The sequence below is a fragment of the Hydrobacter penzbergensis genome (assembly GCF_900106985.1).
GTDB classification, from domain to species: domain Bacteria; phylum Bacteroidota; class Bacteroidia; order Chitinophagales; family Chitinophagaceae; genus Sediminibacterium; species Sediminibacterium magnilacihabitans.
The window spans coordinates 102,062-127,711 of sequence record NZ_FNNO01000008.1; the positions used below are offsets into that span (position 1 = coordinate 102,062).

Genomic DNA, 25,650 nt, shown 5'->3' on the forward strand with positions numbered 1-25,650 from the left:
TTATGCCGATAAGGACCCATTCCACTCGCGGTAAAACTGCTCCAGGAAATTTTCCATGAACCGGTGCCTTTCCAGGGCCATGCGCTTGCCTGTTTCTGTATGCATGCGGTCTTTCAGCAGCAACAGCTTTTCATAGAAATGGTTGATAGTAGGAGCCTTGGTTTTTTTATACGTTTCACGACTCATATTGAGATCGGGCGGAATAGCAGGATTATAGATCTCCCTGTTCTTAAAACCTCCATAATGAAATGCACGGGCAATGCCGATGGCTCCTAATGCATCGAGGCGGTCGGCATCCCGCACCACGGCTAGTTCGGGTGAATGAAAAGCCGCTTCGAAATTGCCACCTTTGAAAGAAATATGTGCGATGATGTTTTTGACATGATCGATCACTTCAACCGGTACCTGTAACAATTCCAGGAACTGACCCGCTTTTCGCGGCCCAATACTTTCATCACCGCCGTGGAATTTGGCATCCGCAATATCATGCAGCAGGGCGCCCAGTTCCACTACCAGGTGATCCACCGGCTCGGTTTGGGCAATGCGCCTGGTATTGTTCCATACCCTTTCTATATGGAACCAATCGTGCCCGCCTTCTGCACCTTCCAGTTCTTTTTGTACATAGGTAACCGTAGCAGCAATGATTTCGGGATTGTTCATGCTGCAATAGTACAGCTTAATTGGATGCCGGTAGAATTGAGCTATTGAGCAATTTTGCACATTATTTTTAGCATGAATCCTTATCTTTCAGCTTACATTTCCAAATCGTAACAATCAAACCTTCGATCGCTCCAATGAAAACATTACAAAGTCTGGACTACCTGGTCTTTCTCTTTTATTTCCTGGTAGTGGCCTCTTATGGCTTCTGGGTCTACAAGAAAAAGAAATCAGCGCAAACCAGTTCAAAAGATTATTTCCTTGCCGAAGGATCGCTCACATGGTGGGCCATCGGCGCCTCACTCATCGCTTCCAATATATCTGCCGAGCAGATGATTGGTATGAGTGGCTCGGGTTTTAAAATGGGACTGGCCATCGCTTCCTACGAATGGATGGCGGCTGCTACTTTATTGATTGTGGCTGTATTCTTCATGCCCATCTACCTGAAGAATAAGATCTATACCATGCCGCAATTCCTCAACCAGCGTTACAATTCAACCGTAGCCATGATCATGGCCATTTTCTGGTTGTTATTGTATGTGGTGGTGAACCTTACTTCTATTTTGTATCTCGGCGCCCTGGCCATCAGCAGTATCTCGGGCATCAGTATTACTGCCTGTATGATTGGACTGGCCATTTTTGCCGTGATCATTACACTGGGCGGTATGAAAGTGATCGGTTATACCGATGTGATCCAGGTATTCTTCCTGGTACTGGGCGGATTGGTAACCACTTATCTTGCCCTGAACCTGGTATCTGAAAAATTCGGTGATACAGGTATTGTAAAAGGCTTTCATCACCTGTTGAATTCGGCCGATGATCATTTTCACATGATCCTCAAAAAAGACAACCCCAACTACCTCGATCTGCCGGGACTCACGGTACTGGTAGGAGGTATGTGGATTGCCAACCTGAACTATTGGGGATGTAACCAGTACATTACACAAAGAGCGCTGGGCGCATCGCTTCCTACGGCAAGGGGTGGTTTGCTTTTTGCCGCCTTCCTGAAGCTGCTCATGCCGGTGATCGTTTGTTTGCCGGGTATTGCCGCATTCGTACTGCACCAGAAAGGCAGCTTCCAAACAGAAATGATGCAAGGCGGGGAACTCAATCCCGATAAAGCCTATCCCGTATTGTTGAACCTGCTGCCTGCCGGACTCAAAGGATTGTCCTTCGCAGCATTGACCGCTGCCGTGGTAGCTTCCCTTGCGGGTAAGGCCAACAGTATTTCCACCATCTTTACCCTCGACATTTACAAGAAAGTGATCAATAAAGAGGCCGATGAGAAGAAAATGGTATGGATAGGAAAAGCTACCATTATCATTGCCATGATCCTGGCTTTGATCATTGCCCCCATGCTGGGCATCGATAAAAAAGGAGGGTTTCAGTTCATCCAGGAATACACCGGATTTGTGTCGCCGGGTATTTTCGCCATGTTCTTCCTGGGCTTTTTCTGGAAAAAGACCAGCTCCAATGCCGCTTTGTTTGCTACAGTTGGCGGGTTCGGCCTCTCGATCCTTTTCAAGAAGCTGCCTGGTTTCATGGATCTTTCTTTCCTCGCTTCCTCCGGCTTTTCCAAAGCCAATGCCGATGGGGTTTATGAGATACCATTCCTCGACAGGATGGGCATTGTATTCCTGTTCTGCATTATCGGTATGTATATCATCAGTATGATCGACCGGAGAAGGGGAGTAGAAATGAAGGGACTGGAAATAGATACCAAAATGTTTGGTATGAATAAAAGTTTTGCTGCCGGCGCCCTGATCGTTGGCGGGTTACTGGTTGCCCTGTATACTTTATTCTGGTAAATTTTTAATTGACCGTCATCTCTTTTTCATCAATCGTCATCCCGAGCGCAGCCGAGGGATCTGCCTGAATGTTCAAGCAGGTCCCTCGACTCGCTTCGCTCGCTCGGGATGACGTCTTTTTAATAAGTGTACACGTATTCAATAGTGCCTGCCTTCTTCTGGCTTTTGTCAAAACAACTCTCTTTCTGTTTCAGGCCCTTTTCGTTGTATGTGTATTTCCAGGTATAATAATTATTGTTGCCCAGCAATACCTGCGTCATCTGGCTGAGGCGGCCCGTATTATCGTATTCGAATAAAAAGTCGGGCAATAATTTTTTCAGTTTGCTGTTGTACCGGACAATATCGGTGAGCTCATTCTTCGCATTGTAATAGTAATAATAGACTTCGGGTGCCGACCCTTTTCTTTTCCAGTGCTCTTCTGCTATATTGCCCTGCTCATCCCGCACAAAACTCACGAAAGTGCTGTCTGTCCCGCTTTTTACACGCAACATAGAAGCGGGCTGTCCTTTTTCATCGTATACCCATTCATGCGTTTCAACACTGGTATATTTCATGGAAGTGTCGGATGTGGTGAGGGTTATTTTGATCAACCGCCCTTTATCGTCGTACTGGTAATCGGTCTTGTTTTCAATCCGGTTACCGCTTGCTACTGCTTTTTTCAGCCGGCCCAGCTCATAAGTGTTAACAGTAACGCTCTTTTTCCCGCTGATGGAAGCATCGGTGATGGTGATCTTTTTGCCGTCCAGGCTGATCTCCTGCTCCAGGGAAAAGCCTTCGGCCGGCTGGTCGTCGGCGTCATAGCTCACCACCTTGAAGGTTTTTACTTTATTGTTGCGGAGGATCTTGTATTGAGCCGCGCCTTGCTGTATCGAAACGAGGTCGTTGTAATAATACTGTGCGAAACAGCCGGTATGGATCAAAGCCAATAATGCCAGTAGCTGGAGCCCTTTCATCTGCCGATTTTTTTTTCCAAATGTACAGTGACAGTTATCAACATTCAAAAAAAGGAAAATGGGTGGGGCCTTGCAACTATCAATTAGTTCTGTATTTTTAGTTAAACATTAACAAGTGTCGCATTTCCCTGAACGAAAGGAAAAAGTTTGCCTGAACTGTGGCAGCCTGCTGCATGGCCGGTATTGCCATGAATGCGGACAGGAGAATATTGAGCCCAAAGAAAGTTTCTGGCACCTGACCACGCATTTTATATACGATCTCACACATTTTGATGGTAAGTTCTTCAGCACACTCAAGTTCCTGCTGTTCCGGCCGGGATTTTTGTCGAGGGAATATTTCAAGGGGCGGCGCTCCGGGTACCTGCACCCCGTGAAGATGTATGTGTTTACCTCAGCGCTCTTTTTTCTGCTCTTCTTTAGTTTTTACAGCCAGTATAACCCTTTTAATTACGTTGAATCAAATAAGGATCATGCCGATACCCTCCGCAGCGTTGCACAACCCGTTAGTACGGTCAAGAAAAATACGGATGAAGATACGTTGGATCTGAGCAGTCATAGTTCCACAAACTACCGTTCTGTTCAGCAATATGATTCTGTGCAGAATACCCTTCCTGAAGCTAAGAAAGACGATTGGGGCGCACGGCATATGATGCGCCGGTCTATTGCCTTAAATGAAAAATACCACGATAACCCAAAAGCCATTGTAGAAGTACTGAGTGAAAAGTTCACACATTTGTTTCCCCAGATGCTTTTCGTATCACTTCCCCTTTTCGCGCTGGCGCTATCGTTATTATATGTAAGGCGCAAACAATTCTATTATGTGAATCACGTGGTATTCACCCTCCACTTGTATTGCGCTATTTTCATCATGATACTGGGTGCATTGCTGCTGGGCAGCTTTTTCAAGCTTTTCCACTGGCATCTGAACGCAGTGTTCACCGGTATTGTATCATTGCTCATCCTGTTCTATGGATACAAGGCGATGAGTGTGTTTTACGGGCAATCGCCTAGGAAAACATTCCTCAAATATTTATTGCTATTACTGCTTGGATTTGTGATCATGCTATTCATATTTATGATCTTTGGGGCCTTTTCAATGTTTACGATTTAATTTAGTATTATGGAGGAAACAGCAAACAGCTTCATGCGGCTGGTGAAGATCATGGATGAATTGCGGGCGCAATGTCCCTGGGACAGGAAGCAGACCATTCATACCCTTCGTCACATGACCATTGAAGAAACCTATGAATTGGCCGATGCCATCACCGATGAGAACTGGCCGGGAATCAAAGAGGAGCTGGGAGATATCATGCTGCACCTGTTGTTTTATGCTAAAATAGGCACAGAACAAAATCGCTTTACATTATCAGAAGCCATCAACAGCGTATGTGAAAAATTGATTCATCGCCACCCGCATATTTACGGAGATGTACAGGTAAAAGATGAAGAAGATGTAAAAAGGAACTGGGAGCAATTGAAACTGCAGGAACGCAACGAACAGGGCGAGCTCAAAAAATCGGTGCTGAGCGGGGTACCCCGCTCGCTGCCCTCGGTGGTTAAAGCCGTTCGTATCCAGGAGAAAGCCAAACAGGTGGGTTTTGAATGGGAGAACAAAGCAGATGTCTGGAAGAAAGTAGAGGAGGAGTCGAACGAGTTGCAGGAAGCGGTTCAACAAAACGAGCAGGACCGGATAGAAGAGGAGTTTGGCGACCTGCTCTTCAGCCTGGTAAATTATGCACGGTTTTTGCATATCGATCCCGAAGCCGCACTGGAAAAGACCAATAAGAAGTTTATCCGGCGTTTTCAGCAGATGGAAACCATTGCCGCGCAACAAGGTAAAAACCTCGCCGGTTTGTCGCTCGCCGAAATGGACGCCATCTGGAATGAAGTCAAAAAACAAAAGCACGATAGTTGATCCCTACACTGAAAAAAGCTATATACAGGCATGGATACCTGATCATTACAGCCGCCTGGCTGTATACCCTCTCTTTTATTTTCATCAATTACTGGAACTATAATTCTTCACCCGAGAAAGTAAAACACCGGCTGGAGGGATCGCTGGCACAACAGGAAGCCAGGCTGAATGAGCTGTTATCGGAGAAAGACCTGCTGACTAAACTCGTAAAGGATTCTGCCGATGAAAAGTTGAAACAAAAGGCCAGGCAGGAAAGCTTCGGGCTTTTTTTGTACCTGACAGATGGAGGCGGTACGCAGACATTGCATTATTGGAATACCAATCGCATGTATGTGAACTCCGAGGACCTGCACCAGCCTGATGGAAATTATTTTTCAGTGAAGCAGAATGGCGACTTTGAATTGATCAAACGCACCGTTCAATTGAAGGGGCAGAAGCTCACGGTTTTAGGGCTGGTACCCATTCGTTGGGCTTATTTCATAGAGAACAAGTACCTGAAATCGGATTTTGCACATTACCCGGGGCTTGGCAAACAATATGAGATCAATTTTGATAAGGATGCGATCCCCATCCTGAATAGTGCAGGCAAAGAGATCTTTAGCATCAAAATGAAAGCAGGAAGATCTTTCATCGCCTATGATAGTGTAACCATTGTTTTACGGGTATTGGCGGTGATCTTACTGTTGGTGTTTTTTAATATGATTGCACAGGAACTGGTAGATCGGATCGGTTTCCGGAGCGGGTTCCTTTTCCTGCTAACAGTGGTTTTCCTGATCAGGCTGATCACATACCAGGTCAACTTCCCGCTGGATTACAGTAAACTCCCACTCTTCGATCCAACAATCTATGCATCCAACTTCCTGCACCCTTCGTTGGGCGACCTGCTGGTGAATGCCATCCTGCTTTTCTGGATGCTCAGCTTTTATAAATTCCACAACGACCACAAGGGCTGGTTTAAAAAGCCTCTCCCTGCACCTGTTCGTCATTATGGCGGGTTGGCCCTGCTTACTGTAACCTGTCTTTTGCTGGCCGGCATCATCAAGAGTCTGGTACAGGATTCCAAGATATCGATGGACGTAACCAGCTTTTTCAGCCTCACCATTTACAGCGTCATCTGTTTTGTAATTCTATGCTTACTGGTGCTCAGCTTTTATCATTTTTCACAGATCGTGGTAAAACCCCTCACCGATGCAGCTGTGCCGCTTTATTACCAGATGGCGGCGGTAGCCATCACAGGCTTTGCATACCTGCTGGCTTTTGTTTCGCTTAATGATATAGCCGTAGACCTGGTGATCCTGGCCTGGCTGATCGCTTACCTGCTGCTGCTGAATGCACGGAAAGCGGATATGGGTATTCCACTGTTGCAGTCTTCTTTTTTCATTTTCTGGGTGATGATCTTCACTTTATCGATTTCCGCTATTGTGATGTATCAGAATAAAGTACTGGAGTTGGCACAAAGAAAAAAAATTGCAGAACAACTGGCCGTACAAACCGATCCTTCTGGTGAAAGCCTGTTGAATATTGCCGCGAATAGTTTCAATGACCGTTTCCTGCTCAGTAATTTTCACCGGTTTGAAAGCGAATACACCAACAAATTCATCAAAGACAGCCTGATCAATCAGAATTTTTCCGGCTATCTCAATAAATACGATACGCGCATTTACACGTACGATAGTTTGTTCCATCCATTATATAATGAAGATTCAACTTCTTATGCGGCCATCAAAACGATCATCCTCAATAAGTCCAAACCCACGGCTATAGAAGGGTTGTACAGCTACGATAATGCCGCCAATGGCTTCAGCTATCTCTACCAGAAGGCCATAAAAAACAACGATCAAACACTGGGATATCTTTATGTAACCATCAAATCGAGGCGATACAAAAGTGAGGCGCTTTACCCGGAATTATTCAGCCAGTCGCAGGATATTTCTTCAGACCTCAATACCAGCTATGCTTATGCCATATACAACAGAGGCAAGCTGATCAACCATTTCAATAATTATAATTTTCCTTTAAAGCTTACCAGGGCTGAGATGCCGGGACTGGACTTCACCTATAAGAAACCACCCGGATACAGCGAATTGTGGTATAATACCGGTGGCGATAAAGAAGTGGTGGTAGTGAAGAAAAGCGCCTGGTTTACCGAGTTCATCACCTTTTTCGCTTACCTGTTCTGTTCTTTCCTTTGTATCATTTTCCTGTTTCATCTATGCAGCAACCTGGTGCGGGCGCGGTTCAAGTGGAGCGGTATCCGGTCTATTTTCCTGCTCAATATCCGTTCACAGATACAGGCAACGATTATTTTTCTAAGCGTATTCTCATTCCTGGTGATCGGTGTGTCAACTATTTCGTTCTTCATTTTCAGGTTCAATAACAACAACGAGGAAAAACTGTCGAAGTCGATCCAGGTGATGGCCAACGAGATCAACAATAAAATGACGCCGCAACTGATCTTCGACGATGTGATCAATACGAGCAATGTGAGCGTTGCCGGCGATCAGTTGAACAAGGTCATATCGGATATTTCCGACCTGCACAATGTTGATATCAATTTCTATGATGTCAATGGCAACTTAAAAGTGTCTACCCAGCCATACATTTATAATAAACGGTTGCTGAGTGAACAAATGGATCCCGCGGCTTTTCAACAAATGCATGATGAGCACAGTATCCGCTATATTCAATCGGAAAAGATCGGCTCTTTTGAATACCTGAGCATTTATGTGCCGTTGATCAATGAAGATGGCACTACCTATGCTTACCTCAACATTCCTTACCTGAACTCGCAAAATGAGCTGGACCAGGAGATATCCGGTTTCCTCGCTACGCTCATTTATTTGAATGCCTTTATTTTCCTGGTTGCTGGGGCCATCGCGTTCTTCCTTACCAGTCGCATTACGGATTCCTTCAACCTCATTGGTGAAAAAATGCGCGAGGTGAACCTGGGCAAGACCAATGAAGAGATCCAGTGGGATCGTGACGACGAACTGGGCATGCTGGTATCGGAATATAATAAAATGGTGAGAGAGTTGGATCAGAGTGCGCAGTCACTGGCCAAAAGCGAGCGGGAAGGCGCCTGGCGCGAAATGGCACGGCAGGTAGCGCATGAGATCAAGAATCCGCTTACGCCCATGAAGCTGAGTATCCAGTACCTGCAGAAAGCTATTCAGAGTGGCGCACCCAATGTGAAGGAGTTGTCGGCCAACATGGCCATTACCCTCATAGAGCAGATCGATCAGTTATCGAAGATCGCAGGTGATTTCTCGCAGTTTGCCAATATCGGTAATGCCCGCATGGAGAAACTGGATATCATGGGAGTATTGTCGTCATTGCTTCGCCTGTATGAAGCCAATCCGCGTGTAAAGATTCACTGGCAAAAGCCGCGGGAACATTACCTGGTGTATTCAGATAAAACACAAATGAGCCGTCTGTTCACCAACTTACTGCAAAATGCCATTGAGGCAAACGAAGATCCGGGAAGCAAAATAGAGATACATATCAACCAGCAGGTAGAATTCGGTCAATTATTAATATCGGTGCAGGACAATTCAGGTGGTGTGCCGGCTGCCTTGCGAGATGATATTTTTACTCCCAATTTTACCACCAAATCATCCGGAACGGGACTCGGACTGGCCATCTGCCGCGGCATTGTGGAAAACGCCAACGGACAGATATGGTTTGAAACAACGGAAGGGGTAGGGAGTACTTTTTTTGTGCGGCTGCCTCTAATGAATTGAGCCATTAATTTCTTTTACGTTTCTGCTCTATCACAAAGTTCTCGAATGCCGCAAGTGAAAAACTGCTCAAGTTTTGCTCTTTGGTAAGCCCGGCTTTTTGGGCTACCAGCACGCCATAACGGCAATCAGCATAGCCTTCAACGGCATGCGCATCGGGGTTGATGGAAATAAGCACCCCTTTCTCCAATGCATATTCGATCCAGCGCCAGTCGATATCGAGCCTGCGTGGGTGTGCATTCAGCTCTATGACTACATGGTGCTGTGCGCAGGCTTCTATGATGGTCTTGTGATCTACTGGGTAACCACTGCGGCTTAACAACAGGCGGCCCGTCATGTGGCCGAGTATACTGGTATAAGGGTTGGCAATGGCATTCATCAAACGCATCATGGCTTTTTCTTCAGGCATCTTGAGGTTGGAGTGAATGGAACCGATCACTATGTCGAAACTGTTGAGTACCTCCGGACTGTAATCAAGATTTCCATCATTCAGTATATCGCTTTCAATGCTTTTGAAAATTTTGAAAGGAGTAAGTTTTTCATTCAGTTCATCGATCTGCTGGTGTTGGGCCAGTATCCTTTCTTCGTTGAGTCCGCTTGCATAAAATGCCGATTTAGAGTGGTCGCTGATCACCAGGTACTGATAGCCCTGGTCTATCGCGGCTTGTGCCATGTCTTCCAGCGGACTGGCCCCATCACTCCATTTACTATGGCAATGGATAATGGCAGTAATATCGGTTGGTTGTATGAGTTCGGACAGGTTGTTGTTGCGGGCCTGTTCAATAACGTTTGCCTGCTCACGCCGGAAAGCAGGAATGAATGCCATGCCAGCCTCTGAAAAAATTGTTTCTTCTGAAACATAGGCCTGCTGCGCATTCCATTGGGTAGTGTTGGTCCATGCTTCCAAAAAGTTTTCGCTGCAACTGGTGCGGAACAGGCAACTGTAGAGTGCTTCTTGCTGGCAGCAATAAAAACCCAGCGTCACATTTTCTTTTCCTTTACAACTCAGGTAATCGCCTTCCTCCTTCAATATATCGAATCCCAATTTTGTAAAAAAATCACGCAAGGTATTCATGGGAACGGTGGTTACCCATTCCAGCGTATCGATGATTTCCAGTTGGCGCCTGTATTCGCCGGTGAATAAAAAAGCCTGCCCTTTGAAAACGTTTTTCAGTTTGGCATCTACCGCCTGGGCATAAGATTCTATTTGCTGGTAGAGATAACTGCCCAGTGAGCCGAAATAAAATTCAATCGACTCCTTGATGTTTTGTTGTGTTTTTTCGCCGAAGCCGCGATAGAGGAGGAGCCTGTTTTCATTGCAGGCATACAGTAGCTCTCCCAGGTTTTCAATCTCCAGTTCTTTCCAGATGGTAGAGATTTTTTTAGGGCCGATGCCTTTGATGTTCAGCATTTCCAGTACGCCGGGAGGTGTTTTGGCCAGGTATTCGTTGAGGGTAGATAATTGTCCGGTCTCGAGTTGTTCTACGATCCTTTTACCAAGCGAATCGCCAATGCCTTTGAGTGCGAATATCTTGTCGTGCGGCAGCCCTTCCAGTTCCATGGGCAGTTTTTCAATATTGAAAGCGGCAATAGCATAGGATTTTGCCTTGAAGCTGTTGTCGCCATGGATGTCCATGAGCTTGGAAAGCAGCGAAAAATTATCGGCAATGGAAGCGTTGTTCATGATTGTAAAGAAAACAAAAAGTCCCGCATCTCGCGGGACTTTCTTAAATCTATTTCTGCTTGAAAAAGCTGGTGCTTATTTCTTCTTAGCGGCTTTTTTTGCAGCCTTCTTCTTAGGAGCGGCTTTTTTAGCGGCTTTCTTTGCAGCTTTTTTAGGAGCAGCTTTCTTAGCGGCTTTTTTTGCAGCTTTCTTCTTAGGAGCGGCTTTTTTAGCAGCTTTCTTAGGCGCAGCTTTTTTAGCGGCCTTCTTTGCAGTTGCCATGTTTTTTAGATTTAATGGTTAGTAAATATGCATTAAAAATAAAAAACTATTTGTAACTACAAAAAATTTTTTTTATGCAGTTAGGCAACCGGCTCAACAGAGACCGTGTTCTTGTCGTTTCTGCCTTTCTTGAATTCAACGATACCATCGGCCAGTGCGAACAAAGTAAAATCACTTCCTACGCCAACATTCTTACCAGGATGGTATTGTGTACCTCTCTGACGAACGATGATATTACCGGCAACAGCAGGCTGTCCGCCATATATTTTAACACCTAAACGTTTGCTTTGTGAATCGCGGCCGTTCTTTACGCTTCCTTCACCTTTTTTGTGTGCCATGGTTTACTACTTTTTTAATGATGCGTTTGCTTACGCGATGCTTTCGATTTTGATCCTGGTGTAGTGGGTCCTGTGACCATGCTTCTTGCGGAAGCCTTTCCTTCTTTTCATTTTGAAGGCGATCACTTTATCACCTTGCACCAGATCACTGATGATTTCGGCTTTTACAGTGGCTTTTACAGCGCTACCTGCGGTTACAGCGCCGCCATTGTCTACAAACAATACCTCGCTGAACTCTACTTTATCTCCGGTTTTACCTTGCAGGTGAGGTACGTACAGACTTTGTCCTTCCTGTACTTTAAACTGCTGACCTGCGATTTTTACAACTGCTAACATAGCTATCCAAAATTAGGACGGCAAAGGTATGCATTTATAAGGGAAATATGCAAAGATTTTTCAAATAATTCTGCTGCCAGAATATTTACCACAAAATTAAGTCTATTATGGACCTTCGTAGGGGCTACTCCCTATTTTTGCCCATCGTTTCAATACCTGCGTAACGCCATGAATTTGAAATCCTTGCTGGCACGTCCGTTTGCCACCTATATATACAACAAGATCCGGAAAAGCATGTCATCTGCTGTTGAGGATCAGGAACTTATACTGAAATCCCTGCTCAAATCGGGTAAGGGTACCGTGTTTGGCAAAGACCATCACCTCGACCAGGTGGATGGCTATGCAGCCTTCAGGCAGGCTGTTCCCATACGGGATTACGAGCAGTTCAAGCCCTATATCAACCAGATCAAGGAGGGAAAACAGAATGTTCTCTGGAAGGGCAAGCCGCTTTACCTGGCCAAGACAAGCGGCACCACCAGCGGGGTCAAGTACATCCCCATATCCAAAGAATCCATCCCCAACCATATCAATACGGCCCGTAACGCACTGCTTTGCTATATGGCCGAAACGGGTAATACAGCTTTCGCACAGGGAAAAATGATCTTCCTCAGCGGGTCGCCGGAGCTGGAAAGGATAGCAGATATCCCCACGGGGCGCCTCAGCGGTATCGTGAACCACCACGTTCCCCGTTACCTGCGAACCAACCAACTGCCCAGCTATGAAACGAATTGTATTGAAGATTGGGAGACCAAATTGGACAAGATAGTAGAAGAAACCATCCGGCAGGATATGACCCTCATCAGCGGTATACCACCGTGGATGCAGATGTATTTCGACCGGCTGATGGAAAAGAGCGGTAAAAGAGTAGGCGAACTGTTCCCGCATTTCCATGTGATGGTACAGGGTGGCGTAAACTTCGAACCATATAAATCTAAGTTGTACAATAGCATCGGCCGCGAAGTAGATACGATAGAACTGTTTCCTGCGAGCGAAGGGTTCTTCGCTTTCCAGGATTCGCAGGAGGCAGAAGGATTGTTGCTCAATACCAATAGTGGCATCTTTTTTGAGTTTATACCGGCCGGTGAAATATTTTCAGACAACCCCACACGGTTGAGCCTGAAAGACGTGAAAGTGGGCGAGAACTATGCCCTGATCATCAACAGCAACGCGGGATTATGGGGTTATAATATTGGCGATACCGTCAAATTTGTGAGCGCCAACCCCTACCGGTTGGTGGTGAGCGGAAGGATCAAACATTTCATCTCCGCTTTCGGAGAACATGTGATAGGAGAAGAAGTGGAGAACGCTTTATTACAGGCATCACAGGAAATGGGTGTGGAAGTAACGGAATTTACCGTGGCGCCCATGATCCAGCAGGGAGCAGGTAAGAGCTACCACGAATGGTTCGTTGAATTTGAAAATGAACCATCGGATATGCGGGCCTTTATTGAAAAGATAGAGCATAACCTGCGCAACAAAAATGTGTATTACGACGACCTGATCTCCGGTAATATCCTGCAAACCCTGCAACTGCGAAGGGTAAGGAAGAATGGATTCATCGATTACATGCGTTCGGTGGGTAAGCTGGGCGGGCAAAACAAAGTGCCCCGTCTGAGCAACGACCGGCAACTGGCTGATGCGCTGCAGCGCTTTCTGGTGTGAGTTGTTAGATGTTAGACAATTCAACCCAAAAATATATTCTAACAACTAACATCTAACAACTATCTCCTCGATCATTAAAAAATAATTTTTAAATTGTATAATAATCAGTTGGAATGAGTCAAAAGCGCATTGCCATATTCGGGTCAACAGGTTCTATCGGTACACAGGCATTGGATGTCATTGCCGCTAATCCTGATCTTTTTTCTGCCGAGATATTAACGGCGCAAACCAATGCCGACCTGCTCATCAAACAGGCTCTTCAGTTCAATCCCAATGCCGTGGTCATTGGTGATGAGAAAAAATATGAAGCAGTAAAAGAGGCGTTGGCGGCTACTGATGTGAAAGTGTTTGCAGGCGAGGGATCACTTGAAGAAGTGGCTGCACTCGATTGTTATGATATGATGCTGGCTGGTATTGTAGGTTATGCAGGCCTCAGACCCACGCTGAAAGCCATCTCCATAGGCAAGCCCATTGCCCTGGCCAATAAAGAAACCCTGGTGGTGGCCGGCGATATCGTCATGCGCAAAGCCACCGAACAACGGGTGGCGGTGATTCCGGTAGACAGCGAGCATTCGGCCATTTTCCAATGCCTGGTAGGCGAAGGACGCAATAAGATTGAACGAATCGTGCTCACGGCCAGCGGCGGCCCCTTCCTGGGTAAGAAACCCAATTACCTGGTGAATGTCAAACGCGATCATGCTTTGCAGCATCCTAACTGGAGCATGGGGGCCAAGATCACCATCGATTCTGCCACGCTCATGAACAAAGGGCTGGAAATGATTGAAGCCAAATGGTTATTTAACCTGCAGCCCGATCAGATACAGGTGCTGGTGCATCCGCAGAGCATCGTACACAGCCTGGTGCAGTTCGAAGACGGCAGCATCAAAGCACAAATGGGACTGCCCGATATGAAGCTGCCTATCCAATACGCCCTAGCTTTCCCGCAGCGCATTCCCAACCAGTTTCCGCGGTACGATTTCCGCAAACCCAATACCCTTACTTTCGAAGAGCCTGATATAAAGACCTTCCGCAATCTTACACTGGCTACCGAAGCTTTGAAGAAGGGGGGAAACATGCCCTGTATCCTGAATGCGGCCAACGAAATAGCCGTTTACGCTTTCTTACGCAACCGGATTGGCTTTCTCGACATGACCGAACTGGTGGAAAGGACCATGCAGAAAATTGCATTCATCGAAAAACCCACCCTGGAAGAGTATTTTGAAAGCGATGGAGAGGCCCGTAACTTCGCTGCGTCTTTGATACACATGTAGGAGAAAATCAACAGTAAAATTTAAAAGTTAAAATCTGAGGGGATTTCTATGAGCTTATTAGTTATCGACTGGAGTAGCGTGGGCGTTAAAACAGCGCAATTCATTTTGTCGTTTTCCATACTGGTCACATTACACGAGTTAGGACATTTTATTACGGCGCGCTGGTTTAAATGCCGCGTTGAAAAATTTTACCTCTTCTTCAATCCATGGTTCAGCCTCTGGAAAAAGAAAAAAGGAGAAACCGAATACGGTATTGGATGGGTACCTTTTGGGGGATATGTGAAGATATCGGGTATGGTGGATGAGAGTATGGACAAAGAGCAGATGAAGTTGCCGCCGCAACCCTGGGAGTTCCGGTCAAAACCGGCCTGGCAGCGCCTGATCATCATGATAGGCGGCGTAGTGGTAAATGTGTTGCTCGCCATCGTGATCTTCATTGGCATTACCTGGGTTTGGGGTGAAGAATACCTGCCGGCCAAGAATATGAAATACGGCGTGTACACCGATTCACTGGCCCGGAGCATCGGCATACAGGATGGAGACCATATCCTGGGTGTTGACAACAGACCGCTGGATAATTTCGCTACCCTTGAATCGGAGATCCTATTGAAGGAAGCGAAAAGCATCCAGGTAGAACGCAACGGACAAACAGTGAACATTGCTGTGCCCGGTGATTTCGCCAAAAAGCTCAGCAAGAACAAACAAATGAGTGGGATGGTGTTTCCCCGTTTCCCCGCCATTGTAGACTCTGTTTCAAGAGACGCCGTGTTCTCGAAAGGACAATTGCAGAAAGGAGACAAATTGCTGTCGATCAATGGAAGAACATTTGAATATTACAACGAATTCAACCAGATCAAACAAGGATATAAAGACTCCATCGTGTCGATCAATGTTTTAAGAGGCATTGACACAGCAACCATCAGGGCGCGTGTGGACAGCAAGGGTAAGCTGGGCTTTTTCACCAAAAGTCCGTATGAGTTATTGGGCGTGGTTACAAAGAATTACAGCCTCATGCAATCGATCCCTGTTGGTTTCAATCGTTGCTGGGAAATGCTCGACCGTTATGTCACGGCCATCAAGCAGATGTTCACCGGCAAAGTGGATCCCAAAGATTCACTGGGCAGTGTGATCAGCATTGGAAATACTTTCCCCAGCAAATGGGATTGGGAAAAATTCTGGACCCTTACGGGCATATTCTCCATCATCCTGGCCTTCATGAACATCTTGCCCATACCGGCGCTGGACGGTGGCCATGCGTTGTTCACGTTAATTGAAATGATCACCGGCAGAAAACCAAGCGATAAATTCATGGAATACGCGCAGATGGTAGGTATGATCCTATTGATGGGTTTAATGGCTTACGCGCTGGGGCTGGACTTCTGGCGACTCTTTAAATAATCGGCTGTAACGAATAAATAACTAAAAAGCCCTGGATATTCAATTCCGGGGCTTTTTAGTTTAAACAGTCATTATATAAAATACCGTATCAATAAAGAACAAAAGGCCTTGCCTGGATATCACATTTTCATCGTGCATATCTTCCAATACCAATCCAAACTCTTTACTATAATAGTCTTGCCGTTTGGTATTTTCAAAGCCATTGAAAGATAATAGATCTTTGATGTCCGACAATTTTGCCTGTTCACCTTCAATAAACGGCTGTTGCAACACAGCATGCAGATTGCCATCGCTCTTTATAAATCCAAGTAATGAATAAGCTGTGTTAGGAAATAGTAAATTATGAAGGATCAGGCTATTGAAATATTCAGTCCATGTAGCATAGTAAATAGCATCATTGACTTTAAGAACATTCAGTTTGTCGGCCGCTAAATAAATCATTGATTCTCCACCCCTCGTGATATACTCGGTGTTGGAGGGTAATGATTCCAACCATATACCTGATTTTTGAGCGTAACGTTCTAAGAATTCAGCCTGCTTTTCTTTAATGATTGACCTACTTTCGAATTCTCTTTTAACAGTCGAACTTGCTCCAAAGCTTTCGATAAGGATACTTCTGACCGTTGTGCAACGATCGGATGTCCCTTCGAGGCTAATTCCTCTAACGATATTTTGAAGTTTTTGCCTGATTTCATCAGAGATCATTTGATGTAAAAATAGATCAAAAAAATGGGATGGAAAAGAGAGCTGGAAAGCGATAAAAAATGGCTAATCCCAAGGAATTAGCCATTTCAAAAAATAGGGAAGTGGAGTCGAGGGGAGTCGAACCCCTGTCCAAACATCGTCACCATTGGCTTTCTACATGCTTATTTCATTATTAATTGTAGGCGATGAACAGGAAATGAACAAACCAATTCAAAGCTTAGCTGGATGGTCTTAAGCTGCAGGCACAGCCTGTTGCAGCAGCAACCTGTGTTTGTTTTGAGTCGGCGGCGGAACCTGGTAACAGGTCAACCTGTTCGGCGGCCCAAATGACTAACTAATCACTGATTAGGCAGCCATGGCATACTGTGTATTGCCATTTGAAGTTTGAATATTCAGATTTAAGTGCTAATTATCCAACGCACTGCATGCTTACACCAACCGCGCCATATGCTGTCAAAACCAATACGACCCCGGCCGGGAATACAAATATACTAAAAAGCGACTGTCTGTAAAAATTGACAGGCTGTCGCTTTTTGAAGAATGCTGCTTTATTTAGAAATGATTGGCGTCGTCGCTGAGGTCTTTTTTGTCTTTACGCAGGTCTTTTTTATCGTGCTTCAGGTCGCGCTTGTCCTTGTTAATGTCTTTCTTGTCTTTGTTGATGTCTGTTACGTCTTTGTTCAGGTCTTTTTTGTCGTTACGAAGATCAGCGGCGTCTTTGTTCCGGTCGGTTCTGTCTTGCTGCAGGTCTTTACGAATGCCATTGATTTCATTTTGTTCTTTCCGAGCATCTGCGTAATCGTGCTTGGCAGCATCTGCATTACGCTCTTTGATTTCCTGGTTCAACTGGGCTTTATCTTTATTGATGTCCCTGTTGTTGGCATTGATGTCTTTGCGGTCTTTGTTGATATCTGCGCGATCGGCATTGGCATCTTTCCTGTCTTTGTTGATGTCTGCCTGATCGTGATGGACGTCTTTGCGATCATTGTGAATGTCTTTACGATCGTGGCGGATGTCTCTCATGTCGTGGTTCATGTCGTGCATTCTTGCCACGGAACCGTTCCTGTGAGGTTGTGCTTGCAAAGCGATGGTTGAACCTGTCAATACCATGGCGGCGATGAATAATAACTGTTTCATGGGGTCTAGATTTTTTTGTTTATTAATTGTTTTCAAATAAAAGACATGAATCAGATTGACCGGTTTAATCAGGTGTTACCCCAAACATCATTATTCAAATTTCTTTAACATTCGCATATAATAAAGAAGCCTGCAGGCAACATGGCCGCAGGCTTCCGGATCTTAGTCGTTAATGTAGGCCAGATCACATGGCTTATTCTGTATGCATCATCATACGTATTACAATAAATCCCAGGATGCACAATACCACTATAACTATAATAGCAATGATGGTCCAGGGCTGGTCTTTGATACGCCGGCGGCGTTTTTTCAATTGTGTAGCGGAAGTCTCTTTGCGCAATTGCCGGTTGAGTTGCTCGGCCAGGTGTTGCACCTCCCGCGTGCTGGAAAACTGCTGCAACCCTTCAACAGCGTCATTGACAAAATCGGAGCCGGCCATCTGTTTTTCAACAGCATAGCGTTCTTCTTCCGAAGCCTTACCTTGCAGGTAACGCTTCAGCGCCTCATGATCCAAATCCCCTTCCGGGCTCCATATATCTTTCAGGTCGCTCATGAATGTGGGTTCATTTTCTTTTCCACCAATATCTTAAGGTTTCGTTTGCCGTTCTGTATATGACTTTTTACCTGCAATAAATTATAACCCGTGGCGTCTACAATTTCCTGGTAACTTTTCTTTTGCAGGTAAAACAAAATTAAGCAGGTTTTCTGCGCTTCGTTCAATTCATTTAGCGTGGATTCCAGCAGCGAGAGGCTTTGCTCTTTGGCCAGCATTTCCTCTTTATCGCTCCATTCGGCGGCCAGCTCATTTTTTTCTTCTACCGGGATGAAAATGTTCCGGTCGCGCAGCTGCATGAGGCAATGATTCCTGGCAACCATGTAGAGCCAGCTTTTGATGTATACCACTTTGTATTTTGCCAGTTCGGTAATGGCTTTCAGGAATATTTGCTGCACCGCGTCTTTGGCTGCTTCTTCATTTTTGAGGTATTTCATACAAACACCCAGCAATAAAAATGTGTACCGCTGCAGGAGAATGCCCAGCCACTGGTTGTTATAATCTGTGTAAAACCGTTCGAGTAATTCCTGGTCGCTGATATGTGTGTACTTATCCTGACTCACGCCTTAAATTAAAGCATTTTACCATGAGATGCATGATTTATTTTATTCCATATAGACAGCATAAAAAAAGCAACACAAGAGGTGTTGCTTTAATGATATGTTGCGGTTTTTGATTGATCAATTACCTTCTTCCGGTGTAATGTCTTCTATACCACTATTGCTGTGCTTGGTTTCGTGACTCGGCGCTACATAAATAGTCTGGTGATAGAATTTGGTGGAAGGTTTGATCTGGTCTAGTTTTTCCTGGAAGACAGACAGGTAATTGTTGTCTTTGTTGTTTTTGCTGAATATCTCTTTGAGTTGGTTGAAGAGATCGAGCGAAGAGGTTTCAAATATGGAATTTTCCAGGCTCAACAGCTTGATATTAGCATCTACAAACTGGTTCATTTCAGTATTGATGATGGTACAATGAATATTGCCCTTCAATACAGAATCCTTGAAGAGGTTTACACGCAGGCTGTAAACAGATCCTTCCAGTTCGCCCTCTACTTTGATATCGTTGCAAATGATTACGCCTTTTACAACACCGGTAGGGGTAATGTGGATGGTCTTTTTGCTGTACAACACGCCGCTGAAATTGCCATCGAGTGTAATGTCGTTCTCGGAATCAAGCACACCTGAAATATTGGTGGACTTGGTAATAAACAGTTGTTTATCGTCTGCTATAGACGATTGGGGTTGATAACTGGAGTTGGGATCATGTAGTATTTGTTCCCTGAATTTGTTCATAGCAATGTGGTTTTAGGATATGACAGATGATTGTAAGATGACTGGTAATAGAGAAAATTACCTGGTTTTGAGGTAGTCCAAGATAAGTATTTATTATGTATTTATGAATTTTGCCGATTAATCTTTTCGAAAATGAGATTAAAGAACTAAAAATTGTACCTTGATTGTCCTCCCGGTAACAAATCCCACCGGTTCTATCCTATGCTATTTCAGAAAAAAACCAATACTACTGACATACTGCCTGCTGTGCAGGTAGTCTCGGGTGGTGTCTATTTTGGCATCATCAAAACTCTTTCGCCTATTCGTATAGAAGGTGATTTCAAAGGAATCATTTTCTGTACCAACAAAGTCATCATTGATAAAAAAGCCACTGTGAGTGGAGACATCCTTTGTCACGAGATCGTGATAGGCGGACTCATTGATGGTAATGTGGTATGCAAAAGCAAATGCCTCCTGCATGCCGATGCAATGGTGAACGGTGTGATCCGCACTGCCCAGTTTGAAAACGGAGAGAACAGCTCTGTATCGGGCCCTGTTTATGTGAGCAAAGACAATACTTCCATTGATGTGGATGAGTATTATGAATTGTTCAACAAGAAAGAAAACCTGGAAAAGATCAAGGAAGAATATTTCTCATTGCCCCAGAAACTGATCCTCATCAGTTAACTTGCAGGAAAAGAAAGCAAATGGTTTTTGTTGTTTGCATGGTTGCGGCCAGTCCCATGCGCAGGGAAGCAACCCACCGCAGTGAAATGGTGAGTCAATTATTGTTTGGAGAACAGGCAGAAGTGCTGGATCATAGCGGTGACTTTACCAGGGTGCGCTGCTGCTACGACCAATACGAAGGCTGGTGCCAGACAAGCCAGTTGCAGCAAACAAACCGGTTGCCCGAAAAAAGCGGACAACTCTTATCTGCAGAATGGGCCAACAAACTTACCATCAATGATGCTACAATGTGGGTGTCCATGGGTACGCCTTTGTCGTTGTTCGATAAAGGATCATTGCAACTGGGACCTTATCATGCCGTATACACCGGGCAAACATGGGATGCCGCTACTGCATCTTTTACAGAAGCGTTGATCAAGCAAGTGGCGCTTACTTTTTTAAATACACCTTATTTATGGGGAGGCCGGTCGGTCTTTGGCATCGATTGCAGCGGCTATGTGCAGCAGGTATACCGTTTTTTTAATAAACCCCTGCCACGTGATGCTTACCAGCAGGCAGAACCGGGGGAAGTCATTGGCTTTTTGCAGGAAGCTGTTTGCGGCGATCTGGCATTCTTCGATAATGAGGAGGGAAGGATCACGCATGTTGGGCTGATGCTTGATGCATCTACCATCATCCATTCATCGGGTAAGGTGCGTATCGACCCGATTGACCAGGCCGGTATTGTAAATGCAGAAACCGGAGAGCGAACCCACCGCCTGCGCATCATCAAGCGATATTAGTCTTTCAGTAAAAATAAAAAGAGCCTGGTTTGTACCGGGCTCCTTTTCTATAGAAAGCTTTTGAATGATTACATGATGTCCAAAGCCTTGGCAAAATAAGTAGCCGTGCCAGGCAAAGCCAACCAGAAGAACTGACGGTAAACGAACATTAAAAGGATCAGGATAGCGAGCCACAAAAAACAAAGGGCCCAATATTTTCCGGTTGAAGATTTTGCTTCCATGGTATAAATTTTGGCAAAGATAGGTGCCGGGGTTTATTTCACAAAAGTCTCTTTGTAAAAAGAAATGGACTCTTCCACGATGAGCAGGGCCTTGGCTTTATCGCCAAAATCCTCTACCACCACGGTCTTGTTTTCCAGTTTTTTATATTCTTCAAAGAAATGGCGCAGTTCGTCGAAGAAATGTTTGGGCAGTTCTTCGATATTATTGTAGTGGTTCACGCCCGGGTCGGTATTGGCCACGGCAATGATCTTGTCGTCTGCATCGCCGCCGTCGATCATCTGCATCACCCCAATTACTTTGGCTTCCATCAGCGTCAGGGGCTGCACGGGAAGTGAAGTAATGACGAGGATATCGAGCGGGTCTTTATCGCCGCCGTAAGACTGGGGTATGAAGCCATAGTTGATGGGGTAATGGAAAGAAGAAAAGATAACCCTGTCGAGCTTCAGTAGTCCTGTTTCTTTGTCGATCTCGTATTTACACCTCGAACCTTGCGGAATTTCTATGATGGCATTTATGATGCGGGGCGCATGGTCTCCGGGCGGAACGCCATGCCAGGGGTGCTGCACTTGGATTGTTTTCTGCATACTGTCAAAGATTAGGGTTATAGGTGTATTTGAGGTCTACCAGCCACTGTCCGTTCTTCCGGAGCACTTTTACTTTATGTGCAGTGGTATCGAATGAATTGTTGTAATTGATGATGGAACTGTCCTGGCTCAGGTCGTCTACTTCGCGGATATTGATCGACGCTTCGCGCAATTGCTGCCTGCCTTCCCGGCTGTTCTTGCGGTACAGGGATTCAATGTTCTTAAGATAGCTACTATTGGCAGAATCTTTCAGCATATAAAATTCGGCTTTCTCAAAATCGCCCTTTAAACAGGCATCGATGAATTCCCTGCCGGCATCAAACGAATTTTCAGCAACAGGATACTCCTTTGCAACGGGAGAGCAAGCTGCCAGGAACAGAAGAGTGGGGACCAGGATCCTTTTCATGAACAAAATTTCATTACAAAGGTAGGCGCCCGGGGCTTATTTGATCACTTCTTCTATTGATTTTCCAATAGAACCGCTGGGCATCTGTATGTGCAACAAGGCAGCCAGTGTTACGGCGATGTCGGTCATATAGGTTTCCCGGCTGGTACTTCCTTTCTTAATACCCCATCCGTACCATACCAGTGGAATATGCGCATCATAGGCATTCCATACACCATGACTGAGTCCTGTTTTACCGCCATCCATGATACCGGGCTTGCCAATGACCTGGAGGTCGCCGGACCGCTGCGGGTTGTAACCATTGATGATCATTTCGCGCAGTTTGGCAGGAACGGTTGCCGTAGCGGCATGGGGTTTATCAATCACCTGGTAAACCTGGTCTTTTTTCAACAGGTATTGTATGAAGGCTTTCTTCACGTTTGATGCATCGAGTTTGGCTGAATCCATCAGCGTGTGATCCAGGTATACATCGTATTCTGTAACGAAACGCACCAGGTTCAGGCCATTGAATTGTTGTTTGGAAAAATCGGTGAGGTCTTTTTTGATCTCGCCATCATCCCAGGAGGCAGACAGTAACCTGTTCTTTTGCAGGAAAGCAGGTATATGCGGGGCCGCGTGATCGGCAGAGAGGAAGACAGTATACTGGTCTTTGCCAACGGTTTTGTCGAGATAGCTGAACAGTTTACCCAATGTTTCATCCAGCCGTACATAAGTATCGAGCAGTTCCCATGAATGGGTGCCGAAAGCATGTCCCACATAATCGGTAGAAGAAAAACTAACCGCCAGGAAATCGGTGTTATTGCCTTTGCCCATTTGTTCGCCGGCGATGGTAGCTTTGGCGAGTTCCAGCAAGAGGTCGTTGCCAAAAGGAGTGCTGGCTATCTTACCATAATCTTTTCCCTTGTATGATTGCAGTGTATAGGGCATCTGGCGCGCATTATCACCGAAGGGCCTTGCTTCGTAACTGTTCTCGTCGCTGTCGCAATATTGTTCGTACACCGATTTATCAAGTGCCAGTGTCCAGTTCTTTTCATAAAAAGAATCTACGAGCTTACGCTGGTTGAACTGTTGCATCCATGCTGGCAGTGATTTGCTGTAATAAGTGCTGGTGATAAAATTACCGGTCTTGCTATCGTACCAGAAAGCGCCATTGGCGGCATGTCCCGCCGGGATGATGGCGCCGCGGTCTTTTATGGAAATACCCCATACTTTGCTGTGGAAATTACTGGCCAGTTTCAACTCATCGGTAATGGTAGTAGCCAATACATTCGCCGGGCTCATTTGTCCGGCACTCTCGTTATTGCTGCCTACAGTAGACACATTCTTATCATCTGTACAGTAAACCACGCGCTGCAGGTTATTATCCCACCAATTGTTGCCGGTGATACCGTTAATGGCTGGGGTGGTGCCGGTATAAATACAGGCATGTCCGCAGGCTGTTACAGTAGGTAAATAGGGAACGAAGGTATTATCGCAGGAAAAGCCTTCACCCAACAATCTTTTAAAACCGCCACCGGTTTTGTAAAGGTCATAAAAGCGATAGAGATAATCCCAGCGCATCTGGTCTACTACAATGCCTACCACCAGTTTGGGCCGGGCAATGCCTTGTATAGTTGCCGGTTTGACGGTTTTTTGTGCATAACTAACGCCGGTAATGATCGATAGGGCTAGCAAAGGGGCTAAAAAGGTCTTTCTCATGGTCGCTCGTCTTTACAAGATTTTTAACAGGCCGTGAAGGTAAGTGATGAAAGCCTTAAAAAACGGCAACTGGCGGTTAAAATAGACCTGCAAATATTGCGGGGGAATAGACTGGTGCTGTAAAACCGTTTGCTGACTAAGTTTTAATGGGTTAATTTTGCACCAATTTTATAACCAAAGTAATAATTTAATAATATGGCAGATATCTTTGAGAAGCTGGTTAAGAACCACGGACCGCTTGGTCAGCACCGCGAGAGAGCGCATGGTTATTTTGCATTCCCCAAGTTGGAAGGTGAAATCGGTAGCAGGATGAAGTTTCGCGGGAAAGAAATGATTGTCTGGAGTCTTAACAATTATCTCGGATTAGCCAATCATCCCGAAGTACGTAAGATAGATGCAGAAGCATCTGTACAGTATGGTCTGGCATTGCCCATGGGTGCGCGTATGATGAGTGGTAACAGCAATTACCATGAGCAACTGGAAAAAGAACTGGCCGAATTTGAAGGGAAAGAAGATGCGATATTGTTGAACTTCGGTTACCAGGGTATTATGAGTGCGATCGATGCCATTTGCGGACGTCACGATGTGATCGTGTACGATGCAGAGAGCCACGCTTGTATCATCGACGGATTGCGCTTACATCCCGGCCATCGTTATGTGTATAAGCACAACGATGTGGAAGACCTCGATAAACAACTGCAGCGCGCTGCGGCACTTGTAGAAAAACAAAAAACAGGCGGCATACTCGTGATCACCGAAGGTGTATTCGGTATGGCGGGCGATCAGGGTAAACTCAAAGAAATTGCCGATCTGAAAAATAAATATGAATTCCGTTTACTGGTTGACGATGCGCACGGCTTTGGTACCCTGGGTAAAACAGGTGCTGGTGCCGGTGAAGAGCAGGGATGCCAGGATGCGATTGATCTTTACTTCTCTACCTTCGCTAAATCAATGGCATCTATCGGCGCTTTCATGGCAGGCCCCAAGATCATTATCGATTATATACGCTACAACATCCGCTCTCAGATATTTGCTAAAAGTTTGCCGATGCCCATTGTACTGGGTAACCTCAAGCGCCTGGATATGCTGCGTACCATGCCTGAGCTGAAAGAAAAACTGTGGAGCAATGCGCTTAAACTGCAAAGAGGTTTGAAGGAAAGAGGATTTGATATTGGCAAAACCGATTCACCTGTTACGCCTGTATATATGAAGGGCGGGGTTGAAGAAGCTACTGCCATGGTGATGGACCTGCGTGAGAACTATCATATCTTCTGTTCTATCGTAGTGTATCCTGTGATCCCTAAAGGACATATCATTTATCGCCTGATCCCAACTTCTGTACACACTGATGCGGATATCGAAGAAACACTGAAAGCATTCACTGAAACAAAAGCCAAACTTGATGCAGGGGCGTATAAAGTAGAGGCTATTCCAGATATGGCAGAAGCCAATTAATCAATTCGGCAATTCGGCAATTAGTCAATTCGACAATATTAGCATTGCAATAAAAAAAGCCCATTCGGGCTTTTTTTATTGCTGATTGGACATCATTGGCTAATTGTCGAATTGCCGAATTGTCGAATTT

25 protein-coding genes and 1 other RNA gene are annotated in these 25,650 nt (G+C 45.4%); 11 read left to right on the forward strand and 15 right to left on the reverse strand.

Annotated elements, in window-relative coordinates; translation table 11 throughout:
• The gene (locus BLU98_RS10150) at positions 1–660 is read right to left on the reverse strand and encodes an HD domain-containing protein (RefSeq protein ID WP_092723925.1); all 660 of its coding nucleotides are present in this window, start codon (positions 658–660) and stop codon (positions 1–3) included.
• 134 nt (positions 661–794) lie between these two features.
• On the opposite strand from BLU98_RS10150, the gene BLU98_RS10155 reads away from it, so the two are divergent.
• On the forward strand, positions 795–2,465 hold the full coding sequence (locus BLU98_RS10155; protein WP_092723926.1) for a sodium:solute symporter family transporter: 1,671 nt from the start codon (positions 795–797) through the stop codon (positions 2,463–2,465).
• A gap of 119 nt (positions 2,466–2,584) precedes the next feature.
• Here BLU98_RS10155 and BLU98_RS10160 read toward each other — a convergent pair whose 3' ends face one another.
• On the reverse strand, positions 2,585–3,418 hold the full coding sequence (locus BLU98_RS10160; RefSeq protein WP_092723927.1) for a hypothetical protein: 834 nt from the start codon (positions 3,416–3,418) through the stop codon (positions 2,585–2,587).
• Positions 3,419–3,533: 115 nt separating this feature from the next.
• On the opposite strand from BLU98_RS10160, the gene BLU98_RS10165 reads away from it, so the two are divergent.
• From BLU98_RS10165 to BLU98_RS10175, 3 genes are read left to right on the forward strand one after another with little or no spacing between them, the layout of a single operon-like run.
• A complete protein-coding gene (locus BLU98_RS10165; RefSeq protein ID WP_092723928.1) occupies positions 3,534–4,529 on the forward strand; it encodes a DUF3667 domain-containing protein in 996 nt (331 codons plus the stop codon).
• Between the two features lie 9 nt (positions 4,530–4,538).
• Complete coding sequence (mazG, locus tag BLU98_RS10170; RefSeq protein ID WP_092723929.1) at positions 4,539–5,333, forward strand: nucleoside triphosphate pyrophosphohydrolase; 795 nt, start codon at positions 4,539–4,541, stop codon at positions 5,331–5,333.
• On the forward strand, positions 5,330–9,073 hold the full coding sequence (locus tag BLU98_RS10175) for an ATP-binding protein (RefSeq protein ID WP_092723930.1): 3,744 nt from the start codon (positions 5,330–5,332) through the stop codon (positions 9,071–9,073). The genes mazG and BLU98_RS10175 overlap by 4 nt, the downstream gene beginning before the upstream one ends.
• A 4-nt stretch (positions 9,074–9,077) precedes the next feature.
• Here BLU98_RS10175 and BLU98_RS10180 read toward each other — a convergent pair whose 3' ends face one another.
• Entirely contained in the window at positions 9,078–10,754 is a 1,677-nt protein-coding gene (locus BLU98_RS10180; protein ID WP_092723931.1) for a DNA polymerase/3'-5' exonuclease PolX, read from the reverse strand.
• On the opposite strand from BLU98_RS10180, the gene BLU98_RS17810 reads away from it, so the two are divergent.
• Positions 10,738–11,037 (forward strand): hypothetical protein, encoded by a 300-nt coding sequence (locus tag BLU98_RS17810; RefSeq protein WP_157576835.1) that lies wholly within the window; start codon positions 10,738–10,740, stop codon positions 11,035–11,037. The two genes, BLU98_RS10180 and BLU98_RS17810, sit on opposite strands and share 17 nt — an antisense overlap.
• A gap of 58 nt (positions 11,038–11,095) precedes the next feature.
• On the opposite strand, the gene rpmA is transcribed toward BLU98_RS17810, so the two are convergent.
• Both rpmA and rplU read right to left on the reverse strand, forming a co-directional pair.
• Positions 11,096–11,353: a 50S ribosomal protein L27 gene (gene rpmA, locus BLU98_RS10190; protein ID WP_092723932.1), complete on the reverse strand. Its 258-nt coding sequence runs from the start codon at positions 11,351–11,353 to the stop codon at positions 11,096–11,098.
• A gap of 30 nt (positions 11,354–11,383) precedes the next feature.
• The gene (rplU, locus tag BLU98_RS10195) at positions 11,384–11,689 is read right to left on the reverse strand and encodes a 50S ribosomal protein L21 (RefSeq protein WP_026770311.1); all 306 of its coding nucleotides are present in this window, start codon (positions 11,687–11,689) and stop codon (positions 11,384–11,386) included.
• A gap of 168 nt (positions 11,690–11,857) precedes the next feature.
• On the opposite strand from rplU, the gene BLU98_RS10200 reads away from it, so the two are divergent.
• The 3 genes from BLU98_RS10200 (at position 11,858) to rseP (ending at position 16,020) form a co-directional block, all read left to right on the forward strand.
• Complete coding sequence (locus BLU98_RS10200) at positions 11,858–13,351, forward strand: GH3 auxin-responsive promoter family protein (protein ID WP_092723933.1); 1,494 nt, start codon at positions 11,858–11,860, stop codon at positions 13,349–13,351.
• 113 nt (positions 13,352–13,464) lie between these two features.
• Complete coding sequence (locus BLU98_RS10205) at positions 13,465–14,622, forward strand: 1-deoxy-D-xylulose-5-phosphate reductoisomerase (RefSeq protein WP_092723934.1); 1,158 nt, start codon at positions 13,465–13,467, stop codon at positions 14,620–14,622.
• A 48-nt stretch (positions 14,623–14,670) separates the two neighbouring features.
• On the forward strand, positions 14,671–16,020 hold the full coding sequence (gene rseP / locus BLU98_RS10210; RefSeq protein ID WP_092723935.1) for an RIP metalloprotease RseP: 1,350 nt from the start codon (positions 14,671–14,673) through the stop codon (positions 16,018–16,020).
• A 60-nt stretch (positions 16,021–16,080) separates the two neighbouring features.
• Here rseP and BLU98_RS17565 read toward each other — a convergent pair whose 3' ends face one another.
• From BLU98_RS17565 to BLU98_RS10240, 6 genes are all read right to left on the reverse strand, one after another.
• Positions 16,081–16,725, reverse strand: a complete 645-nt coding sequence (locus BLU98_RS17565) for a putative polyvalent protein kinase domain-containing protein (protein ID WP_139173886.1) — start codon at positions 16,723–16,725, stop codon at positions 16,081–16,083.
• A gap of 99 nt (positions 16,726–16,824) precedes the next feature.
• Positions 16,825–17,197, reverse strand: a transfer-messenger RNA (tmRNA) gene (gene ssrA, locus BLU98_RS10220).
• Positions 17,198–17,277: 80 nt separating this feature from the next.
• The gene (locus BLU98_RS10225) at positions 17,278–17,862 is read right to left on the reverse strand and encodes a hypothetical protein (RefSeq protein WP_092723937.1); all 585 of its coding nucleotides are present in this window, start codon (positions 17,860–17,862) and stop codon (positions 17,278–17,280) included.
• A 193-nt stretch (positions 17,863–18,055) separates the two neighbouring features.
• On the reverse strand, positions 18,056–18,415 hold the full coding sequence (locus BLU98_RS10230; RefSeq protein ID WP_092723938.1) for a hypothetical protein: 360 nt from the start codon (positions 18,413–18,415) through the stop codon (positions 18,056–18,058).
• Positions 18,412–18,978, reverse strand: a complete 567-nt coding sequence (locus tag BLU98_RS10235) for an RNA polymerase sigma factor (protein WP_092723939.1) — start codon at positions 18,976–18,978, stop codon at positions 18,412–18,414. The genes BLU98_RS10230 and BLU98_RS10235 overlap by 4 nt, the downstream gene beginning before the upstream one ends.
• Before the next feature lie 117 nt (positions 18,979–19,095).
• On the reverse strand, positions 19,096–19,707 hold the full coding sequence (locus BLU98_RS10240; RefSeq protein WP_092723940.1) for a bactofilin family protein: 612 nt from the start codon (positions 19,705–19,707) through the stop codon (positions 19,096–19,098).
• 201 nt (positions 19,708–19,908) lie between these two features.
• Here BLU98_RS10240 and BLU98_RS10245 point away from each other — a divergent pair, with 201 nt between their 5' ends.
• Together BLU98_RS10245 and BLU98_RS10250 are read left to right on the forward strand one after the other, a co-directional pair.
• Positions 19,909–20,373: a bactofilin family protein gene (locus tag BLU98_RS10245; protein WP_092723941.1), complete on the forward strand. Its 465-nt coding sequence runs from the start codon at positions 19,909–19,911 to the stop codon at positions 20,371–20,373.
• Positions 20,374–20,393: 20 nt separating this feature from the next.
• Positions 20,394–21,155: a C40 family peptidase gene (locus BLU98_RS10250; protein WP_092723942.1), complete on the forward strand. Its 762-nt coding sequence runs from the start codon at positions 20,394–20,396 to the stop codon at positions 21,153–21,155.
• A gap of 68 nt (positions 21,156–21,223) precedes the next feature.
• On the opposite strand, the gene BLU98_RS17815 is transcribed toward BLU98_RS10250, so the two are convergent.
• Genes BLU98_RS17815 through pafA form a run of 4 tightly spaced genes read right to left on the reverse strand, consistent with a single transcriptional unit; the run spans position 21,224 to position 24,065 of the window.
• Positions 21,224–21,376: a hypothetical protein gene (locus BLU98_RS17815; protein WP_157576833.1), complete on the reverse strand. Its 153-nt coding sequence runs from the start codon at positions 21,374–21,376 to the stop codon at positions 21,224–21,226.
• Positions 21,377–21,409: 33 nt separating this feature from the next.
• Positions 21,410–21,961 carry an inorganic diphosphatase gene (locus BLU98_RS10255; RefSeq protein WP_092723943.1) on the reverse strand — a complete coding sequence of 184 codons (552 nt, stop codon included), beginning with the start codon at positions 21,959–21,961 and terminating at the stop codon, positions 21,410–21,412.
• Between the two features lie 4 nt (positions 21,962–21,965).
• The gene (locus tag BLU98_RS10260) at positions 21,966–22,367 is read right to left on the reverse strand and encodes a hypothetical protein (protein WP_092723944.1); all 402 of its coding nucleotides are present in this window, start codon (positions 22,365–22,367) and stop codon (positions 21,966–21,968) included.
• A 36-nt stretch (positions 22,368–22,403) separates the two neighbouring features.
• Positions 22,404–24,065, reverse strand: a complete 1,662-nt coding sequence (gene pafA / locus BLU98_RS10265; protein WP_092723945.1) for an alkaline phosphatase PafA — start codon at positions 24,063–24,065, stop codon at positions 22,404–22,406.
• 195 nt (positions 24,066–24,260) lie between these two features.
• Here pafA and BLU98_RS10270 point away from each other — a divergent pair, with 195 nt between their 5' ends.
• Complete coding sequence (locus BLU98_RS10270; RefSeq protein WP_092723946.1) at positions 24,261–25,520, forward strand: aminotransferase class I/II-fold pyridoxal phosphate-dependent enzyme; 1,260 nt, start codon at positions 24,261–24,263, stop codon at positions 25,518–25,520.
• Positions 25,521–25,650: the final 130 nt, after the last annotated feature.

Bases quoted from the DNA above. Each gene is read 5' to 3' on its own strand.
- BLU98_RS17810 (WP_157576835.1), top strand. From the start codon at position 10,738: ATGGAAGCGTTGTTCATGATTGTAAAGAAAACAAAAAGTCCCGCATCT.
- mazG (WP_092723929.1), top strand. From the start codon at position 4,539: ATGGAGGAAACAGCAAACAGCTTCATGCGGCTGGTGAAGATCATGGAT.
- BLU98_RS10250 (WP_092723942.1), top strand. From the start codon at position 20,394: ATGGTTTTTGTTGTTTGCATGGTTGCGGCCAGTCCCATGCGCAGGGAA.
- BLU98_RS10200 (WP_092723933.1), top strand. From the start codon at position 11,858: ATGAATTTGAAATCCTTGCTGGCACGTCCGTTTGCCACCTATATATAC.
- BLU98_RS10205 (WP_092723934.1), top strand. From the start codon at position 13,465: ATGAGTCAAAAGCGCATTGCCATATTCGGGTCAACAGGTTCTATCGGT.
- rpmA (WP_092723932.1), bottom strand. From the start codon at position 11,353: ATGGCACACAAAAAAGGTGAAGGAAGCGTAAAGAACGGCCGCGATTCA.
- BLU98_RS17815 (WP_157576833.1), bottom strand. From the start codon at position 21,376: ATGGAAGCAAAATCTTCAACCGGAAAATATTGGGCCCTTTGTTTTTTG.
- BLU98_RS10150 (WP_092723925.1), bottom strand. From the start codon at position 660: ATGAACAATCCCGAAATCATTGCTGCTACGGTTACCTATGTACAAAAA.
- BLU98_RS17565 (WP_139173886.1), bottom strand. From the start codon at position 16,725: ATGATCTCTGATGAAATCAGGCAAAAACTTCAAAATATCGTTAGAGGA.
- BLU98_RS10230 (WP_092723938.1), bottom strand. From the start codon at position 18,415: ATGAGCGACCTGAAAGATATATGGAGCCCGGAAGGGGATTTGGATCAT.
- BLU98_RS10240 (WP_092723940.1), bottom strand. From the start codon at position 19,707: ATGAACAAATTCAGGGAACAAATACTACATGATCCCAACTCCAGTTAT.
- BLU98_RS10225 (WP_092723937.1), bottom strand. From the start codon at position 17,862: ATGAAACAGTTATTATTCATCGCCGCCATGGTATTGACAGGTTCAACC.
- pafA (WP_092723945.1), bottom strand. From the start codon at position 24,065: ATGAGAAAGACCTTTTTAGCCCCTTTGCTAGCCCTATCGATCATTACC.
- BLU98_RS10255 (WP_092723943.1), bottom strand. From the start codon at position 21,961: ATGCAGAAAACAATCCAAGTGCAGCACCCCTGGCATGGCGTTCCGCCC.
- BLU98_RS10180 (WP_092723931.1), bottom strand. From the start codon at position 10,754: ATGAACAACGCTTCCATTGCCGATAATTTTTCGCTGCTTTCCAAGCTC.
- BLU98_RS10160 (WP_092723927.1), bottom strand. From the start codon at position 3,418: ATGAAAGGGCTCCAGCTACTGGCATTATTGGCTTTGATCCATACCGGC.
- rplU (WP_026770311.1), bottom strand. From the start codon at position 11,689: ATGTTAGCAGTTGTAAAAATCGCAGGTCAGCAGTTTAAAGTACAGGAA.
- BLU98_RS10260 (WP_092723944.1), bottom strand. From the start codon at position 22,367: ATGAAAAGGATCCTGGTCCCCACTCTTCTGTTCCTGGCAGCTTGCTCT.
- rseP (WP_092723935.1), top strand. From the start codon at position 14,671: ATGAGCTTATTAGTTATCGACTGGAGTAGCGTGGGCGTTAAAACAGCG.
- BLU98_RS10245 (WP_092723941.1), top strand. From the start codon at position 19,909: ATGCTATTTCAGAAAAAAACCAATACTACTGACATACTGCCTGCTGTG.
- BLU98_RS10270 (WP_092723946.1), top strand. From the start codon at position 24,261: ATGGCAGATATCTTTGAGAAGCTGGTTAAGAACCACGGACCGCTTGGT.
- BLU98_RS10155 (WP_092723926.1), top strand. From the start codon at position 795: ATGAAAACATTACAAAGTCTGGACTACCTGGTCTTTCTCTTTTATTTC.